The organism is Variovorax sp. 160MFSha2.1 (assembly GCF_048305075.1).
In the GTDB taxonomy this organism is placed as follows: Bacteria; Pseudomonadota; Gammaproteobacteria; order Burkholderiales; family Burkholderiaceae_C; genus Variovorax; species Variovorax guangxiensis.
Window position 1 is genome coordinate 1,096,294 of the sequence record NZ_CP157624.1, and the last position, 16,216, is coordinate 1,112,509.

Annotated in this window: 15 protein-coding genes; 12 read left to right on the forward strand and 3 right to left on the reverse strand. The window is 68.8% G+C overall.

Going from position 1 to position 16,216, the window contains the following annotated elements; all coding sequences use genetic code 11:
* Positions 1-12 precede the first annotated feature (12 nt).
* Both ABL838_RS04750 and ABL838_RS04755 read right to left on the reverse strand, forming a co-directional pair.
* On the reverse strand, positions 13-1,392 hold the full coding sequence (locus tag ABL838_RS04750; protein ID WP_418124463.1) for a DUF4303 domain-containing protein: 1,380 nt from the start codon (positions 1,390-1,392) through the stop codon (positions 13-15).
* A gap of 50 nt (positions 1,393-1,442) precedes the next feature.
* On the reverse strand, positions 1,443-2,351 hold the full coding sequence (locus tag ABL838_RS04755; protein ID WP_418124464.1) for a LysR family transcriptional regulator: 909 nt from the start codon (positions 2,349-2,351) through the stop codon (positions 1,443-1,445).
* A gap of 188 nt (positions 2,352-2,539) precedes the next feature.
* Here ABL838_RS04755 and ABL838_RS04760 point away from each other — a divergent pair, with 188 nt between their 5' ends.
* From ABL838_RS04760 to ABL838_RS04810, 11 genes are all read left to right on the forward strand, one after another.
* The gene (locus ABL838_RS04760) at positions 2,540-3,193 is read left to right on the forward strand and encodes a hydrolase (protein WP_418124466.1); all 654 of its coding nucleotides are present in this window, start codon (positions 2,540-2,542) and stop codon (positions 3,191-3,193) included.
* A 26-nt stretch (positions 3,194-3,219) separates the two neighbouring features.
* Complete coding sequence (locus tag ABL838_RS04765) at positions 3,220-3,501, forward strand: DUF1427 family protein (RefSeq protein ID WP_418124468.1); 282 nt, start codon at positions 3,220-3,222, stop codon at positions 3,499-3,501.
* Between the two features lie 104 nt (positions 3,502-3,605).
* On the forward strand, positions 3,606-5,513 hold the full coding sequence (locus ABL838_RS04770; protein ID WP_418124469.1) for an amidohydrolase: 1,908 nt from the start codon (positions 3,606-3,608) through the stop codon (positions 5,511-5,513).
* An 11-nt stretch (positions 5,514-5,524) separates the two neighbouring features.
* Positions 5,525-5,923, forward strand: coding sequence for a DoxX family protein (locus tag ABL838_RS04775; RefSeq protein WP_418124471.1), 399 nt, complete (start codon positions 5,525-5,527; stop codon positions 5,921-5,923).
* Entirely contained in the window at positions 5,916-7,517 is a 1,602-nt protein-coding gene (locus ABL838_RS04780; protein WP_184634707.1) for an MFS transporter, read from the forward strand. The genes ABL838_RS04775 and ABL838_RS04780 overlap by 8 nt, the downstream gene beginning before the upstream one ends.
* A gap of 72 nt (positions 7,518-7,589) precedes the next feature.
* Positions 7,590-8,465: a diaminopimelate epimerase gene (gene dapF / locus ABL838_RS04785; protein ID WP_418124472.1), complete on the forward strand. Its 876-nt coding sequence runs from the start codon at positions 7,590-7,592 to the stop codon at positions 8,463-8,465.
* Entirely contained in the window at positions 8,462-9,166 is a 705-nt protein-coding gene (locus ABL838_RS04790; RefSeq protein WP_184634711.1) for a DUF484 family protein, read from the forward strand. Before dapF ends, ABL838_RS04790 begins: the two co-directional genes overlap by 4 nt.
* The gene (locus ABL838_RS04795) at positions 9,163-9,798 is read left to right on the forward strand and encodes a YdcF family protein (protein ID WP_418124474.1); all 636 of its coding nucleotides are present in this window, start codon (positions 9,163-9,165) and stop codon (positions 9,796-9,798) included. The genes ABL838_RS04790 and ABL838_RS04795 overlap by 4 nt, the downstream gene beginning before the upstream one ends.
* 119 nt (positions 9,799-9,917) lie before the next feature.
* A complete protein-coding gene (locus ABL838_RS04800; protein ID WP_418124476.1) occupies positions 9,918-10,871 on the forward strand; it encodes a tyrosine recombinase XerC in 954 nt (317 codons plus the stop codon).
* Positions 10,872-10,884: 13 nt separating this feature from the next.
* Positions 10,885-12,099, forward strand: coding sequence for a class I SAM-dependent rRNA methyltransferase (locus tag ABL838_RS04805; protein WP_418124478.1), 1,215 nt, complete (start codon positions 10,885-10,887; stop codon positions 12,097-12,099).
* 109 nt (positions 12,100-12,208) lie between these two features.
* Entirely contained in the window at positions 12,209-13,255 is a 1,047-nt protein-coding gene (locus tag ABL838_RS04810) for a CobW family GTP-binding protein (protein WP_418124480.1), read from the forward strand.
* An 84-nt stretch (positions 13,256-13,339) separates the two neighbouring features.
* On the opposite strand, the gene ABL838_RS04815 is transcribed toward ABL838_RS04810, so the two are convergent.
* Complete coding sequence (locus ABL838_RS04815) at positions 13,340-14,848, reverse strand: YdgA family protein (protein ID WP_418124482.1); 1,509 nt, start codon at positions 14,846-14,848, stop codon at positions 13,340-13,342.
* Between the two features lie 405 nt (positions 14,849-15,253).
* On the opposite strand from ABL838_RS04815, the gene dksA reads away from it, so the two are divergent.
* Positions 15,254-16,216, forward strand: coding sequence for an RNA polymerase-binding protein DksA (dksA, locus tag ABL838_RS04820; RefSeq protein ID WP_418124483.1), 963 nt, complete (start codon positions 15,254-15,256; stop codon positions 16,214-16,216).

Here is a 16,216-nt window from a genome sequence, read left to right on the forward strand (position 1 = left end):
GCGCACCCGCCTTCAGGCGCTGCCCTGATCGGCAAGGCACTGCCGGGCGGCTTCGCGCACGCGCTCGTCGGTGTCGTGGAGGCCGGCGTGTCGCACCTGCGCCTGCCACGGAAGTGCCGCACGCTTCCACGCCATGAGGCCGCGAACGGCTTGCCAGCGCACGTCGGCATCCTCGTCGTGCGCGAGGCGATCGGCCAGCGCCGGCAGGATGCGCTCGCCGGCTTCGGCGCCCAGTCCCCGTTCGTCCAGCAGGCTGGCCGCATGCCGGCGGACGAAGGCGTGCGGGGAAGCCAGGCCGCGCAGAGCCTCGTCGAGTTCCCCGGCGCGCAGCGTGCAGTAGCTGCTGCCGGGCTTGAGCTTGTCGTGCACGACGGCGACTTCGGCCGCGGAGCCCGAGAGCAAGGTTTCCAGCGGCCGGTAGTCGAGCGCCACGGGCGTCGGATCGCGAAAGGACGAATACGGGGCGCAGAGCCCGCGGATGGCGACTGCCGCCCGCTCGGGCTCGCCGCGCCACTCGGCGAGCCGCCCGAAGAGCCATTCGCTGTCGCCCAGGTACGCCAGCGTCGCGGCGCACCAGGCGTGCGTGGGCTTGTCGCCGCGCGCGAGCAGCCTCTTGCGCAGCGCGTCCAGCACCTCGGGCGTCGCCAGCCCGATGCGCCCGAGCACCCTGGCGGCGTCGCTGCCGAACCTGCCGCGCGGTCGGGCCAGCTGCTCGACGAGTGCCGGCACGGCGGGTGCGCCGATGTCGATCAGCCATTGCTCCGCGTCCTCGGCATCGACCGGCTTGCCATCGAAGCGGCCGAGACGCCCGACAAGCCAGGCCACCCGCTCTTCGACGGGCAGGGACGCGACGCGCATGCGCTCCCGCTGCGCCACCGCTTCCTTCGGAAAAAGGGCCTGGAACGCGGCATCGCCGATGCAGCGGCGCGCCAGGTCAAGGCTGTCCTCGTCGTCGTGCAGGAAGAGTACGAAGTCCGGTGTGAGCTGGGGCGCATCGCCCAGCGCGGCCCGGAGTTTCCGCGCGGCCGAGACGAGCATGTCGATGCATTCCCGCTCGGCGAGCAGCCAGCCTTCGCGGGTTTCGTCGCGGGTGAGCTCGCAGGCAGCGTCGGCGGCCGCATCCAGGGCCGGGCTGGAGAACTGGATCTCGTCCCAGCGCCAGTCGGCCGGGTTCCACTCGGCCGACCAGAAGTCTCCGCTGTCCTCGTCCTCGCGGGCGCTCACGCTGTTGGCGGAGAGTGCAGGCAGATAGATCGGGCCGTCGAGTTCACGGTACATGCCGCTGAAGGCGACGGCATACAACCGCTCGCCGGGGTTCTGGTTCAGCAGTTCGCGCAGTGCACGCGTGGCGTCTTCGACGATCAGCGGCTCCAGCGCTTTCCAGTGGCTCATGCGGGCGTCTTTTCTTCCTTGAATCGCGCAATCCTAAGGTCGACCAAGTCTCAGCTCGACCGCGGCAGCAGCGCCGGTATCAGCTTGCGGTTCATCCGCTCGCGCCACCAGCGCAGCGCCTGCCCCTGCGCGCCGGTCTTCCAGGCCAGCCAGAAGGCCTCGGGCGGGCGCGGCTCCTCGGTGGGCAGTTCGACCAGCGTGCCGCGCCTGAGCTCGTCGACGATGCACGCGCGCGGCAGGAAGCCGTGGCCCAGGCCGGCCACCTGGCAGGCGATCTTCGCGGGCATGGAGGGCACGGTGATGCGCGGCTGGCCGGCCAGCAGGCCGACGGTGCGCTCCGAGAGCGTGCGCGCGCTGTCGCCCACCACGATGGCGTTGCACTCCAGCAGGTCGCCGCGCTGCAGCGGCCGGCCCAGGCGGGTGAGCGGGTGCGAGGGCGCGACGCAGAAGGCGAAGTCGAGGCTGCCCACGGTCACGGCCTGGTAGCCGCCGCCGGCCGGGCCGTCGCCGGCGGCGATGACGACGTCGGCGCGTCCTTCGCGCAGCGCCTCCCAGCTGCCGGTGAGCGCCTCGCAGCCGATGCGCAGCCGCGTGCCGCAGCGCAGGTCTTCGAAGGCGCGGATGTCGTCGATGAGGGCCTGCGTGGGAATCAATGAGTCGTGCACCAGGCGGATTTCCGACTCGTAGCCGGTGGCGATCTGGCGCATGCGCGATTCGAGGTCGCTCGCGGCGCCGAGCAGCCAGCGGCCTTCCTTGAGCATTTCCTCGCCGGCGGCGGTGAGGCTCACGCGCGGGCCGTTGCGCTCGAAGAGGAGCATGCCGAGCTGTTCCTCCAGCTTGCCCACGGCGTAGGAGATGGTGGAGGGCACCTTGTTGAGATGCGAGGCGGCCGCGGCGAAGGAGCCGTGGCGCGCGATGGCGTCGACGATCTCGATGGCTTCCAGGCTGAGTTTGAGCATGCGGTGGCCTGCGAGGGTGAAGAAGGGGTGGAAAAGCAATGTTCGAAAAATTCGATCATTGAAGATGAAAAGTTTCGTCGATGACGACCGCAATGGCCTCGATGATTCGTTCCATGCCAAGGAGATTCCTCTCCGAAAGCAATTGTGAATCAGATCGAACATTCAACCAACCCGCAGGAGTTTTTCACATGTCCATCAAAGCCACCCCCACCGCCGGTTCCAAGCTGCTGACCCCCTCCGACCACACGCTGGTGATGATCGACTTCCAGTCGCAGATGGCCTTCGCCACGCACTCGATCGACGCCGTGAACCTGCGCAACAACGCCGCGCTGGTGGCGCAGGCGGCGGCCGGCTTCGGCGTGTCGACCATCCTCACGACGGTGGCCGAGAAGAGCTTCTCGGGCCCGATGTTCAGCGAGATCACCGATGCCTTCCCGGGCCAGAAGATGCTGGACCGCACCTCGATGAACACCTGGGAAGACGCCGCCGTGATCGAGCGCGTGAACCAGATCGGCAAGCCGCGCATCGTGCTGTCGGGCCTTTGGACCAGCGTGTGTATCGTCGGCCCGGCGCTCTCGGCACTCGACCAGGGCTTCGAGGTGTATGTGATCGCCGACGCTTGCGGCGATGTGTCGGCCGAGGCGCACAACCGCGCGATGGAGCGCATGGTGCAGGCCGGCGCGCAGCCGATGACCTCGTTGCAATACCTGCTGGAGCTGCAGCGCGACTGGGCCCGCGGCGAGACCTACGAACTCACCACGGGCATCGCGAAGAAGGTGGGCGGTGCCTACGGTCTGGGCGTGACCTACGCGAAAACGATGTTTGGCGCCCACGAAGGCTGATAGACGACACCGAGGCCGACGAGATCATGAAGCCCTATGTCCTGTCGCTCGCGCTCGGCCTGCTGGTCGGCGTGATCTACGCACTCTTCCAGGTGCGCTCGCCGGCGCCGCCGGTCATCGCCCTGGTGGGGCTTCTGGGAATCCTGCTCGGCGAGCAGATCCCGCCGCTCATCAAGAGCGTGATCAAGCCCGAGGCGGTGGCCACCTCGTGGCTGCACCACCAGGTCAAGCCGCACGTGTTCGGCGAGCTGCCGAAGTGCGCCCAGCCCACGGCGGAAGCACCGTCCTCCGGCAGGCGCGACGCATGAAGCCGCGCGCAGACTCCAACCGCCGCCGTCTCCTTGGCTCCCTCGGAGCACTCGGCGCCACCCTCGCAGCTCCCGGCCTCGCGGTCGCTTCCTTCTCCGACACCATGTCCACCAACACCGAAACCCCCGACCTGATCCTGCACAACGGCCGCTTCACCACGCTGGACCGCGCCAACCCGGTGGCCGAGGCCGTGGCCATCAAGGACGGCCGCTTCACCCGCGTCGGCCGCGCCGAAGAGGTGCTGCCGCTGGCCGGCGGCGCCACCCGCGTGATCGACCTGCAGGGCAGGCGCGTGCTGCCGGGGCTGATCGACAACCACCTGCACATCATCCGCGGCGGCCTGAACTACAACATGGAGCTGCGCTGGGACGGCGTGAGGAGCCTCGCCGACGCCATGGGCATGCTCAAGCGCCAGGTGGCAGTCACGCCCGCGCCGCAGTGGGTGCGCGTGGTGGGCGGCTTCACCGAGCACCAGTTCGCCGAGAAGCGCCTGCCGACCATCGAAGAGCTGAACGCCGTGGCGCCCGATACGCCGGTGTTCATCCTGCACCTGTACGACCGCGCGCTGCTCAACGGCGCCGCGCTGCGCGCCGTGGGCTACACGAAAGACACGCCCGCGCCGCCCGGCGGCGAGATCGTGCGCGACAGCGCCGGCAACCCCACCGGCCTGCTGCTGGCCAAGCCCAACGCGGCCATCCTCTACGCCACGCTGGCCAAGGGCCCGAAGCTGCCCTTCGACTACCAGCTCAACTCCACGCGGCACTTCATGCGCGAGCTCAACCGCCTGGGCGTGACCGGCGCCATCGACGCGGGCGGCGGCAACCAGAACTACCCCGACGACTACGAAGTCATCCGCAAGCTGGCCGACGATGGCCAGCTCACCATCCGCCTGGCCTACAACCTGTTCACGCAGAAGCCCAAGCAGGAAAAAGAAGACTTCCTGAACTGGACCGCCAACTCCAGATACAAGCAGGGCGACGACTACTTCCGCCACAACGGCGCGGGCGAGATGCTGGTGTTCTCGGCCGCCGACTTCGAGGACTTCCGCCAGCCGCGTCCCGAGATGGCGCCCGAGATGGAAGGCGACCTCGAAGGCGTGGTGCGCATCCTGGCGCAGAACCGCTGGCCCTGGCGCATGCATGCCACCTACGACGAAACCATCAGCCGCTCGCTCGACGTGTTCGAGAAGGTCAACAAGGACACCCCGCTGGCCGGCCTGAACTGGTTCTTCGACCATGCCGAGACCATTTCCGAGAAGTCGATGGACCGCATTGCTGCGCTCGGCGGCGGGGTGGCCGTGCAGCACCGCATGGCCTACCAGGGCGAATACTTCGTCGAGCGCTACGGCGCCGCCGCAGCCGAGGCCACGCCGCCGGTCAAGCGCATGCTGGAGCGCGGCCTGAAGGTCTCGGCCGGCACCGACGCGACGCGGGTGGCTTCGTACAACCCGTGGGTGTCGCTGTCCTGGCTGGTCACGGGCAAGACGGTGGGCGGCCTGCAGATCACGCCGCAGCGCAACCTGCTCGACCGCGAACAGGCGCTGCGCATGTGGACCGAGAACGTAACCTGGTTCTCGAACGAGGAGGGCAGGAAGGGCCGCATCCAGGCCGGCCAGCTCGCCGACCTGGTGGTGCCTGACCGCGACTTCTTCGCCTGCCCCGAATCGGACATCGCCGACACCACCGCGCTGCTGACCATGGTGGGCGGCAAGGTGGTCTGGGGCGCCGGTCCCTTCGCCTCGCACGACGAGGGCTCGGTGCCACCCGCCATGCCCGACTGGTCGCCCGCGCGCACCTTCGGCGGCTATGCCGGCTGGGCCGACCAGAAGGAGGGCGCGCCGCTGCAGAAAGTAATGCAGAACTCGATGCGGAAGGCCGCGATGTCCTGCTCCTGCGCCAACAACTGCAACGTGCACGGCCACAGCCACGCCACGGCCTGGAGCAGCAAGCTGCCCGTTGGCGACCTCAAGAGCTTCTGGGGCGCGCTCGGCTGCGCCTGCTGGGCGGTATGAGGAAGATGACGATGCGCTGGACAACCGCACCCCTGCTGCGCTGGATCGCCTTGCTGCTGCTGTGCGCCGCCTACCTGCAGGGCGGCCTGAACAAGGCGATGGATTTCGACGCGGCCCTTGGCGAAATGAACCACTTCGGCCTGTCGCCCGCGGGGCCGCTGGCCCTGGCGGTGATCGTGCTGGAGCTGGGCGCCTCGGCGCTCATCCTCACCGGCCGGCTGCGCTGGCTCGGCGCGCTGGCGCTCGGCGGATTCACGCTGATGGCGACCTTCGTGGCGCTGCGCTTCTGGCAGATGCCGGTGGGGCAGGAGCGCTTCATGGCGGCAAACTCCTTCTTCGAACACCTGGGCCTGGTCGGCGGCTTCCTGCTCGTCGCCTGGCACGACCTGAAGGAGCGTGCACATGTCTGAAACCTCGCAAGGCACGACCGCGCCCGCGGCGCAACCCGGCGCCTTCGCGCCGCTGCGCCAGCCGGTCTTCGCGGTGCTGTGGGCAGCCACGGTGCTCGGCAACATCGGCAGCTTCATGCGCGACGTGGCCAGCTCGTGGCTGGTGACCGACCTGTCGGCCAGCCCGACGGCGGTGGCGCTGATCCAGACGGCGGCGACGCTGCCGATCTTCCTGCTGGCCATTCCGGCCGGCGTCCTGTCGGACATCCTCGACCGGCGGCGCTTCCTGATCTTCGTGCAACTGGTGCTCGCCGCGGTCAGCGGCACGCTGCTGGTGCTCTCGCACACCGGTGCGCTCACCGTGCAATACCTGATCGCGCTGACCTTCGTGGGCGGCATCGGCGCGGCGCTGATGGGGCCGACCTGGCAGTCGATCGTGCCCGAGCTGGTGCCGCGTTCCGACCTGAAGGGCGCCGTGGCGCTGAACTCGCTGGGCATCAACATCGCGCGTTCCATCGGGCCGGCGGCGGGCGGGCTCATCCTCGCGAGCTTCGGCGCGGCCGCCACCTACGGCGTGGACGTGCTGAGCTACGTCTTCGTGATCGCGGCGCTGCTGTGGTGGAAGCGCCCGCCGGCGGAAGACACGGCGCTGTCGGAGAACTTCCTCGGTGCCTTCCGCGCCGGCCTGCGCTACACCCGCGCCAGCAAGGAGCTGCACGTGGTGCTGCTGCGCGCGGCGGTGTTCTTCCTGTTCGCGAGCTCGGTGTGGGCGCTGCTGCCGCTGGTGGCCCGGCAGATGCTGGGCGGCTCGGCCGGCTTCTACGGCGTGCTGCTCGGCTCGGTGGGTGCCGGCGCCATCGGCGGCGCGCTGGTGATGCCCCGGCTGCGCGCCCGGCTCGACGCCGACGGAATGATGCTGCTGGCCTCGCTGCTCACCGCCGCGGTGATGGGCGCCCTGGTCTTCGCGCCGCCCAAGTGGCTGGCGGTGGCGCTGCTGCTGGTGCTGGGCCTGGGCTGGATCGTGGCGCTGACCACGCTCAACAGCGTGGCCCAGTCGATCCTGCCGAACTGGGTGCGCGGTCGCGGCCTGGCCGTGTACCTGACGGTGTTCAACGGCGCGATGGCGGCAGGCAGCCTTGGCTGGGGCCTGGTGGCGCAGCAGATCGGCGTGCCGATGACGCTGGTGGCCGGCGCCGTCGGGCTGGTGGTGGCGGGCCTCGTCTTCCATCGCGTGCGGCTGCCGGCCGGCGAGGCTGACCTGCAGGCCTCGCACCACTGGCCCGAGCCGCTCTTGGCCGAGCCGGTGGCGCACGACCGCGGGCCGGTGATGATCCAGGTCGAGTACCGCATCCGCAAGGAGGACCGCGAGCCTTTCCTGCAGGCGATGAAGCGCCTGTCGCTCGAACGCCGCCGCGACGGCGCCTATGCCTGGGGCGTGCACGAGCACACGGCCGACCCGGAGCGGGTGATGGAGTGGTTCCTGGTCGAGTCCTGGGCGGAGCACCTGCGCCAGCACCATCGCGTGTCGCATGCCGACGCGGACCTGCAGAGCGAGGCGCTGCGCTTCCACATCGGGCCCGGCAAGCCGGAGGTGCACCACTTCCTGGCGCTGTAGGGCTGGAAGCGGCCGGGGCGGGGGCTTGGGCCCTCGGTCGCCAGGGGCGATGCCCGTGGCGATAATCCCGGGATGCGAATCCGCTTTACCAAGATGCAGGGAGCCGGCAACGATTTCGTCGTGCTGGACGAAACGCGCGGCACGCTGGGCCTCAGCGCCGCGCAATACCGCTTTCTGGCCGACCGCCATTTCGGCGTCGGCGCCGACCAGATCCTCACCGTGCGGCCCTCGCCGGGCGAAGGCATCGACTTCCAGTACGTGATCCACAACTCCGACGGCGGCGAGGTGGAGCAGTGCGGCAACGGCGCGCGCTGCTTCATGCGCTTCGTCAGCGAACACCACCTGACAGAGAAGAAGCAGGTGCGCGTTCAGACCCTCTCCGGCGTGATCGAACCCCGCATGGGCGCCGACGGCCGCGTCACGGTCGACATGGGCGCCCCCATCTTCGAACCCGCCCGCGTGCCCTTCGACCCCGCCGGGCTCGACCCGCAGGCCGAGGGCGGGTGGCACAAGTGGCATCTGGCCCTGGGCACCCACGCCGGCAGCGCTATCGTTTCCGTAGCCGTGCTCTCGATGGGCAACCCGCACGCGGTGCAGGTGGTGGATGACGTCGACACCGCCCCGGTGGCGGAGCAGGGCCCGCAGATCGAGCACCACCCGCGCTTTCCGCAACGGGTGAATGCCGGGTTCATGCAGGTGGTCGACCGATCCAGCATCAGGCTGCGGGTGTTCGAGCGCGGCGCCGGCGAAACGCTGGCCTGCGGCACCGGCGCCTGCGCGGCGGTGGTGGCGGGCATCCGCCTCGGGCTGCTGGATCGCCGCGTGGACGTGCAGACGCACGGCGGCGTTCTCACGATCGAGTGGCAGGGGGAGGGCCAGCCGGTGCTGATGACCGGACCGGCCGTCACGGTCTTCGAGGGAGACATCGAGGTGCCGGAGCTGCCATGACCCACTTCACGAGCAACAACAACGACGCCAACGCCATGAACCCGATCACCGAAGACGACATCGCCAACTACCTGGCGAACACGCCCGACTTCTTCGAGCGCCATGCCCAGTTGCTGGCGCAGGTGCAGCTCACCAGCCCGCACGGCAACCGCGCCGTGAGCCTGCAGGAGCGCCAGGCCGAGATGCTGCGCGAGAAGATCAAGGCGCTGGAGCATCGCCTGATGGACATGATGCGCCACGGCACCGAGAACGTCGTGATCGCCGACCGCCTGCAGCGCTGGACCACGGGCCTGCTGACCACGCGCGACCCGCGCAGCCTGCCGTACCGCATCGCGGTCGACCTGCAGTCGCTCTTCCTGGTGCCGCAGACGGCCATCAAGGTGTGGGACTGCGGCAGCGAATACCTCAACGAGGCCTACGCCCAGTGGGTGAGCGACGACGTGAAGGCGCTGGCCACCTCGCTGACCTCGCCCTACTGCGGGCTCAATTCGGGCTTCGAGGCCTCCAGCTGGCTGCCCGAGCCGCAGGCCGCGATGTCGATCGCGCTGATTCCGCTGCGCCCCGGCCCCGAGTCGCCGGCCTTCGGCCTGCTGGTGCTGGCCTCGCCCGACGCGCAGCGCTTCAACGCCGAGATGGGCACCGATTTCCTGGAGCGCATCGCCGAGCTGGCCTCGGGCGCGCTCTCGCGGCTGCGTCCTTGAAACGTCCGCGCTGGTTGAGGCGGCCCTGGCAGGTCGTGCTGGCCTTTGGGCTGGTGGCTGTGGCGCTGGCGTATGCGGTTGCCTGGGCGGTGGCCTGGCAGCGTGCCGAGGAGCTGCTGGCGAACCCGCCGCAACGCCCGGCCGACGCCGCGCTGATCCTGGGTAGCCGGGCCTACCTGCATGGCAAGCCGAATCCCTGCCTCACGGGACGGGTCGATACGGGCATCGCGCTGGCGCAGGCCGGCCTTGTCAAGCAACTCGTGTTCACCGGCGGCGTTGACTCGGAAGACGGGCGCATCGAAGCCGAAGTCATGAACCAGCACGCGATGGCCGCTGGTTTCGCAGGCCCGATGCTGCTCGAACGGGCGTCGACATCCACGCGCCTGAATCTGGCGCTCTCAACGCCGGTTCTGCAATTGGCGGGCGTCCGGAGCGTGGTGATCGTATCGGAGCCCTATCACCTGTGGCGCACCGAGCGGCTTGTGAAGATGAGCGGGTTCGACAAGAACTTCGACGTCCAGTACGCCGCGGCGCCCACCTCCTGCTGGCGTACCTGGGGCATGGTGTTCAAGGGCGCATTGCGCGAGCCCGCGGCCATCATCAACAATGCCGCCCATGGCTACCTGTTCTAGTGCGCCCCCAGGCTTCGCGCACTTCGTGTCGCTTCGCCAACCCCCTCGCCGGGGGCAATACCTGCGGCCCGGCAAAGCCGGTTTCGCGATATTCCTGAGCCACACCTTGCGCTGAGCAAATGGACTGGATCGAGAAATACCTGGAGCACGTGCGCGTCGAACGCCAGCTCGCGGCGCGCACGGTCGAGCTCTACGCCTTTCACCTGCAGTCCCTGCGCGAGCACGCCGCCGAGGCCAAGCTGCCGCTGGACCGCGTGCAGACGGCCCACATCCGCCGCTGGATGGCGCAACTGCACAGCGCCGGGCGCGAGCCGCGCGGCATCGCGCTGGTGCTGTCGTGCTGGCGCAGCTTCTATCGCTGGCTGGGGCATGAGGGGCTGATCGGCTTCAACCCGGTGCAGGACGTGCACGCGCCCAAGGCCGGCCGGCCGCTGCCCAAGGCGCTGGGCGTGGACGACGCGGTGCGGCTCGCCGAGCTGTACGACCCCGAGGCCGACCCATGGACCGAGGCGCGCGACGGCGCCATCGTCGAAGTGCTCTATGGCTGCGGCCTGCGCGTGAGCGAGCTCACGGGGCTCGATGCGCAGGCCAGCGGCACGGCGCGCGGCTGGGTCGACCTGGACGCGATGGAGGCCAGCGTGCTCGGCAAGGGCAGCAAGCGCCGCATCGTGCCCATGGGCAGCAAGGCGGCCGAGGCGCTGCGCGACTGGCTCGCGGTGCGCGGCGATTGCCCCGGGCTGACGACGGCCCGGCTGCGCGATCCGCAGGCGGCGGCCGCGCTCTTCATCAGCGCCAAGGGCATGCGGATGTCGTCGCAGGCGGTGTGGAAGCTGCTGCGCGAGCGCAGCCTCAAGGCCGGCCTCGCGGCGCCGGTGCATCCGCACATGCTGCGCCACTCCTTCGCGAGCCACGTGCTGCAGTCCAGCAGCGACCTGCGCGCGGTGCAGGAGCTGCTGGGCCACGCCAACATCGCGACCACGCAGGTCTACACGCGGCTGGATTTCCAGCACCTGGCCAAGGTGTACGACGCGGCGCATCCCCGTGCGAAGGCCAAGCCCGAGAACAACAAGTAAGCAAACGGAAAAAATGAAAACCCTTCGCCTCAAACCCGGCAAGGAGCGCTCGCTGCAGCGCCGCCACCCGTGGGTGTTCGAATCCGCCATCGCGCGCGGAGGTGCCGATTCCGGCGAGACGGTGCGCGTCGAGTCGCACGACGGGGCCTTCCTCGCGTGGGCTGCGTTCAGCCCTGCTTCCAAGATCCGCGCGCGGGCCTGGAGTTTTGTCGAGACGCAGCGCATCGACGCCGCATTCCTCGCCTCGCTGTGCGCCCGCGCCGTGAATGCGCGCGGCCTGTTCGACCTGCAGAGCGACGGCGTGCGGCTGATCCACGGCGAGGCCGACGGACTGCCGGGGCTGATCGTCGACCGCTATGGCGACACGCTGGTGGCGCAGTTCCTTTCGGCCGGCGTGGAGCGCTGGAAGGGCGCGCTGGCCGATGCGCTGCTGAAGGCCACGGGCCTTTCGAAGCTCTACGAGCGCTCCGATGCCAGCGGCCGCGAGCGCGAGGGGCTGAAGCCGGTCACGGGCTGGCTGCGCGACGAAGGGCCGACCGAGATCGTCATTCGCGAGCACGGCTGGAAGCTGTCGCTGGACATCGCCACCGGCCACAAGACCGGCTTCTACCTCGACCAGCGCGACAGCCGCCAGCGTTTTGCCGAGCTGGCGCAGCACCGGCGCTTCAGGCGCGTGCTGAACTGCTTCTGCTACACGGGCGGGTTCACGGTGGCGGCGCTGGCGGGGCTCAAGGCCGCGGGCGCGCTCGAGGGCGCGCAGCTGGTGTCGGTCGATTCCTCGCTGCCGGCGCTGGAGCGCGCGCGGGGCCATCTGGCGCTCAACGGATTCGAGGGGCAGGGCATCGACACCGAGTTCCTCGACGCCAACGTCAACACCGTGCTGCGCGAGTTCATCGACCAGGGCCGAACCTTCGACGCCATCGTGCTCGATCCGCCCAAGTTCGCGCCCACGGTGGCGCATGCCGAGCGCGCCTCGCGTGCCTACAAGGACATCAACCGGCTGGCGCTGAAGATCCTGGAGCCGGGCGGGGTGCTGCTGACTTTCTCGTGCTCGGGCGGCATCAGCGCCGACCTGTTCCACAAGATCGTGGCCTCGGCGGGGCTCGACGCGGGCGTGGACGGCTACATCGCCGAACGGCTCGGCGCAGCGCCGGACCACCCGATGACCATCGAGTTCCCGGAGGGCGAATACCTGAAGGGGCTGGTGGTGGTCAGGAAGCCCGCCTGAAGCGGGCTTGACCCTGCCGCCAACGCAACTCAGTGGCATTGGCTAAACTGCCGGGCCGCGCCTTTCACGGCCCCCATTTCCTGTTTTCCGCTTCCGGAGCACTTTCCCCATGGCCCTCATTCCCGCGACCATCCTCACCGGCTTTCTCGGCTCGGGCAAGACCACGCTGCTCAAACGCATCCTGACCGAGGCCCACGGCCAGAAGATCGCGGTCATCGAGAACGAGTTCGGCGAGGAGAACATCGACAGCGACATCCTCGTGACCGAATCGAAGGAGCAGATCGTGCAGATGAGCAACGGCTGCGTCTGCTGCACCATCCGCGAAGACCTGCGCGAGGCGCTGCAGCTGCTGGCCGCCAAGAAGCGCCAGGGCCTGCTCGACTTCGACCGCGTGGTGATCGAGACCACCGGCCTGGCCGACCCCGGCCCCGTGGCCCAGACCTTCTTCATGGACGACGAGATCGCGGAGAGCTACCTGCTCGACTCGATCCTCACGCTGGTCGACGCCAAGCACGCGCCGCAGCAGCTCAACGACCGCCAGGAAGCGCGCCGGCAGGTGGGCTTCGCCGACCAGATCTTCATCAGCAAGAGCGACCTGGTCTCCGTCGAGGAGACCGACGCGCTGATCCACCGCCTGAAGCACATGAATCCGCGCGCGCCGCAGCAGAAGGCGCATTTCGGCGAGGTGCCGCTCAAGGACATCTTCGACCTGCGCGGCTTCAACCTGAACGCCAAGCTCGACATCGACCCCGACTTCCTGAAGGAAGACGACCATCACCACCATGACCACGAGCACGGCGAGCATTGCGACCATCCCTCGCACAAGCACGAAGGCCATGGCCACCATCACCACGTGGACGACGACGTCAAGAGCTTCGTCTACAAGGCCGACCGCCCGTTCGATCCGGCCAAGCTGGAAGACTTCCTGGGCGCGATCGTCAACATCTACGGCCCGCGCATGCTGCGCTACAAGGGCGTGCTGAACATGAAGGGCACCGAGCGCAAGGTGATCTTCCAGGGCGTGCACCAGCTGATGGGCAGCGACCTGGGTCCGGAATGGGGCAAGGACGAGGCGCGCCAGAGCCGCATGGTGTTCATCGGCATCGAGCTGCCGCGGGAGATCCTGGAGCAAGGGCTCGAGCAATGCCTGGTCTGACTTGAAGAGCCGAAGGCTTCCTGAAGCAAACAAAAACGGCGCTGGCCCGCGAGGCCAGCGCCGTTTTCCGTTGGGCAGGGCGGCTTACTTGCCTGAGCCGTTCATGCCGGGCGCTCCGCCCAGCGGCTGGCCGTTGACCTTCAGGTTGCCCTCGCTGAACTCGACCTGGGTGGTGACGTCGTCGCCGTCGCGCTTCACGAAGCCGCTCTGCTCGCCCTGTTCGACCAGGCCGGCCACCATTTCGGGCGGCGGCGTCTGGCCGCTCTCGGCACCGGTCTCGGCCAGCTTCTCCAGCCACTTCATGGGCAGCCGCGCGTGGGCCTTGAGCACGCCGCGCTTCATCATCAGCGCCGTGCCCGGCAGTTGCAGGTCTTCGTCGGTCACGCCGGCCATGCCGGCCGAGTAGCCGAGCTCGGCGCGCTTGCCGTCGATTTCGACCACGAGCTTGTCGATGCCGGCCTCGGGCGCGTACTTGGCCATGGCCTTGAGGTCGGGCGTGAGCTGCTCGGCCAGCGCCTGCATGGCCGCCTGGGACGCCTTGCTGCCGCCCTTGCCGCAGCCGCTGGCGGCGCTGGACTGCATCCAGGCGTCGGCCAGCTTCCTGTAGCCGGCGCCGTGGATGCGGCGCGCGCCGCTGGTCAGCTCGAACTTGTCGATCTTCGTCTCGCCGATCTTGCCGGTGCCCTTGAGCGTGCCGGTGGAGGCGTAGAGGCCGTCCTTCATGGTCGCGTCGCCCACGAGGTCGATGTTCTGCAGCACGACTGCCGGCAGCGCCTTCGGCGGCTCCGAGCCGTCCTCTGCCGCTTTCTTCCTGACGGCGAACTCCAGCGTGTCGAGCCGCCCCTCGGTCTTGCCGGTGGCCAGGAACCAGCCGGCGCTGCTGTCCATGTCGGCCTTGGCGGTGAGCTTGCCCATCTTCATGGTCACGCCGCTCTTCACGTCGCTGAAGTCGAGGCCGGGCATGTTCAGGTCGTACCGTGCCTGGGTGCGCGCGGCGTTCACGTTCACGCGGGCCTGCAGGCCCTGCCAGTCGAGACGGCCCTTGCCGTCCTCGGACAGCCTGGCGGGGGCGACCGTCAGGTCGGTGGTGAAGGCTCCGTCGAAGCCGACCTTGGTGCGCGCCGACAGGGGCTTGGCCTCGCCGAACAGCTTCTTCAGCTCGGCCTGGGTCTTGGGATCGAGCACCAGTTCGCTGTCGATGACGGCGGCCGCCAGCGTGCCGCCGGCCAGCGGGCCGTGGTGGATGGTGTCGCGGATGGTCAGGCGCAGCTGCTTCGGCGGCTTGATGGCGGGGGTATCGTCTTCCTCGCCGTCTTCCTTTTCCTCTTCGTCCTGGCCAGCGGTGGGCTGGCTGGCTGCCGGCGCGGCCGCGTCGGCCGAGCAGCCGATTTCCAGCGTGACGGTGCTGACGGCGCCCAGGAAGCCGCGTTCGTACTTGCGCTCGGTCACGCGCACCAGCGCGGTCTGCTTGGGCAGCTCGTCCAGCGCGGTGTCGTAGCGCGACTTGATCTGCGACCCGGCCCACCAGGTGCTGCCGCCGTAGGCGGCGGCGATGGCCGCGGCCAGGACTCCCAAAACTGCTTTCTTGTTCAAGGCTTGTTGCTTTCTTGTGTCTGTCTTGCGATTGATCGGAATGATCGGATAGGCCCCCTGCGCCATATGGACAAGGGCCGGGGCCCGCGCGCCGCCCCCTCCGGCGGCGCCGGGCGATGCTAACGGAGTCGGACGACGCGCCGGAACATGTCCCGCGGCTTCGAGTTCTCTATACAATCGCGCGCCTGTTTCGCAAGCCACGTCCTGCTCCCAAGGACAAGATGTGACTTCCGGCACGGGGCGCCGTACGTTTCTGGCGGGCTTTCGGGGGTATAACCCCGGGGTTCGCCACTTGGCGGGCACCCCGACAACGGGAGCCTGCGCGGCCTGGAGGCTGCAAGAGGCTCCCATGGGAGGAGACACCCAGTGAAAGCGCGTTCCAGTTCGTCAAAGGAGCCAGTCACCGTGAAGAAACCCGCCGCCAAGGCCACGCCAGCAACCAAGCCCGCCGCCAAGAAGGCGCCGGCTGCGAAGCAGGCTGTACCCGCGGCCAGGAAGGTTTCCGGTCCCGCGACCAAGGAGAAGAGAGCACCGTCCAAGAAGCCCGCAGCACCACCGGCCAAGGCCGCGAGCGCTGCGACCAAGAAGTCCGCCAAGCCTGCAACTGCCGCCACGAAGACCGCGGACGCCGGCTCATCGTCATCCAAACCCGTCGGCCGTCCTGCGGCTGTTTCCTCTGTCCCCCCGATCCCCATGAAAAAAACGGCTGCCGCCTCCACTTCCGCCCCGGCGACACCCTCGATGCCCGCTCAAACAGCCACGCCCGCTCCCGCCGCGCGTGGTGGCCGCGTGTCCCGGCTGTCGCAACTGACCGTCCCCTCGATGCCGCAATCGGTGGCGTCGACGGCCGCCAAGTCCACCTTCTCCCAAAGCCATTCCAACGCGCTGGTGCCTCCGCCGCCCCTCGCCATCAAGAAAGACCCGAAACTGGCCAACAACTGGAAAACCAAGTCGCCCGCGGAACTGAGCGATGCCGAAGTCATCGCCATGCCCGACGACGAGTACATGAACGAGAAGCAGATGGCGTTCTTCCGCCTGAAGCTCGAAGAACTCAAGCGCGGCATCCTCGAGAACGCCGGCGAGACCACCGAGCACCTGCGTGAAGACACGGTGGTCGTGCCCGACCCGGCTGACCGCGCCACCATCGAGGAAGAACATGCCCTCGAGCTGCGCACCCGCGACCGTGAGCGCAAGCTGCTCAAGAAGATCGAGCAGTCGATCCAGCGCATCGACGCCGGCGACTATGGCTACTGCGACGAGACCGGCGAGCCCATCGGCGTCGGCCGCCTGCTGGCCCGCCCGACCGCGACGCTTTCGCTCGAGGCGCAGCAGCGCCGCGAACTCAAGCAGAAGATGTTCGGGGACTGA

Excerpts from the sequence above, each read along its gene's own strand:
- ABL838_RS04750 (WP_418124463.1), bottom strand. The coding sequence starts at position 1,392 with ATGAGCCACTGGAAAGCGCTGGAGCCGCTGATCGTCGAAGACGCCACG.
- ABL838_RS04755 (WP_418124464.1), bottom strand. The coding sequence starts at position 2,351 with ATGCTCAAACTCAGCCTGGAAGCCATCGAGATCGTCGACGCCATCGCG.
- ABL838_RS04760 (WP_418124466.1), top strand. The coding sequence starts at position 2,540 with ATGTCCATCAAAGCCACCCCCACCGCCGGTTCCAAGCTGCTGACCCCC.
- ABL838_RS04765 (WP_418124468.1), top strand. The coding sequence starts at position 3,220 with ATGAAGCCCTATGTCCTGTCGCTCGCGCTCGGCCTGCTGGTCGGCGTG.
- ABL838_RS04770 (WP_418124469.1), top strand. The coding sequence starts at position 3,606 with ATGTCCACCAACACCGAAACCCCCGACCTGATCCTGCACAACGGCCGC.
- ABL838_RS04775 (WP_418124471.1), top strand. The coding sequence starts at position 5,525 with ATGCGCTGGACAACCGCACCCCTGCTGCGCTGGATCGCCTTGCTGCTG.
- ABL838_RS04780 (WP_184634707.1), top strand. The coding sequence starts at position 5,916 with ATGTCTGAAACCTCGCAAGGCACGACCGCGCCCGCGGCGCAACCCGGC.
- dapF (WP_418124472.1), top strand. The coding sequence starts at position 7,590 with ATGCGAATCCGCTTTACCAAGATGCAGGGAGCCGGCAACGATTTCGTC.
- ABL838_RS04790 (WP_184634711.1), top strand. The coding sequence starts at position 8,462 with ATGACCCACTTCACGAGCAACAACAACGACGCCAACGCCATGAACCCG.
- ABL838_RS04800 (WP_418124476.1), top strand. The coding sequence starts at position 9,918 with ATGGACTGGATCGAGAAATACCTGGAGCACGTGCGCGTCGAACGCCAG.
- ABL838_RS04805 (WP_418124478.1), top strand. The coding sequence starts at position 10,885 with ATGAAAACCCTTCGCCTCAAACCCGGCAAGGAGCGCTCGCTGCAGCGC.
- ABL838_RS04810 (WP_418124480.1), top strand. The coding sequence starts at position 12,209 with ATGGCCCTCATTCCCGCGACCATCCTCACCGGCTTTCTCGGCTCGGGC.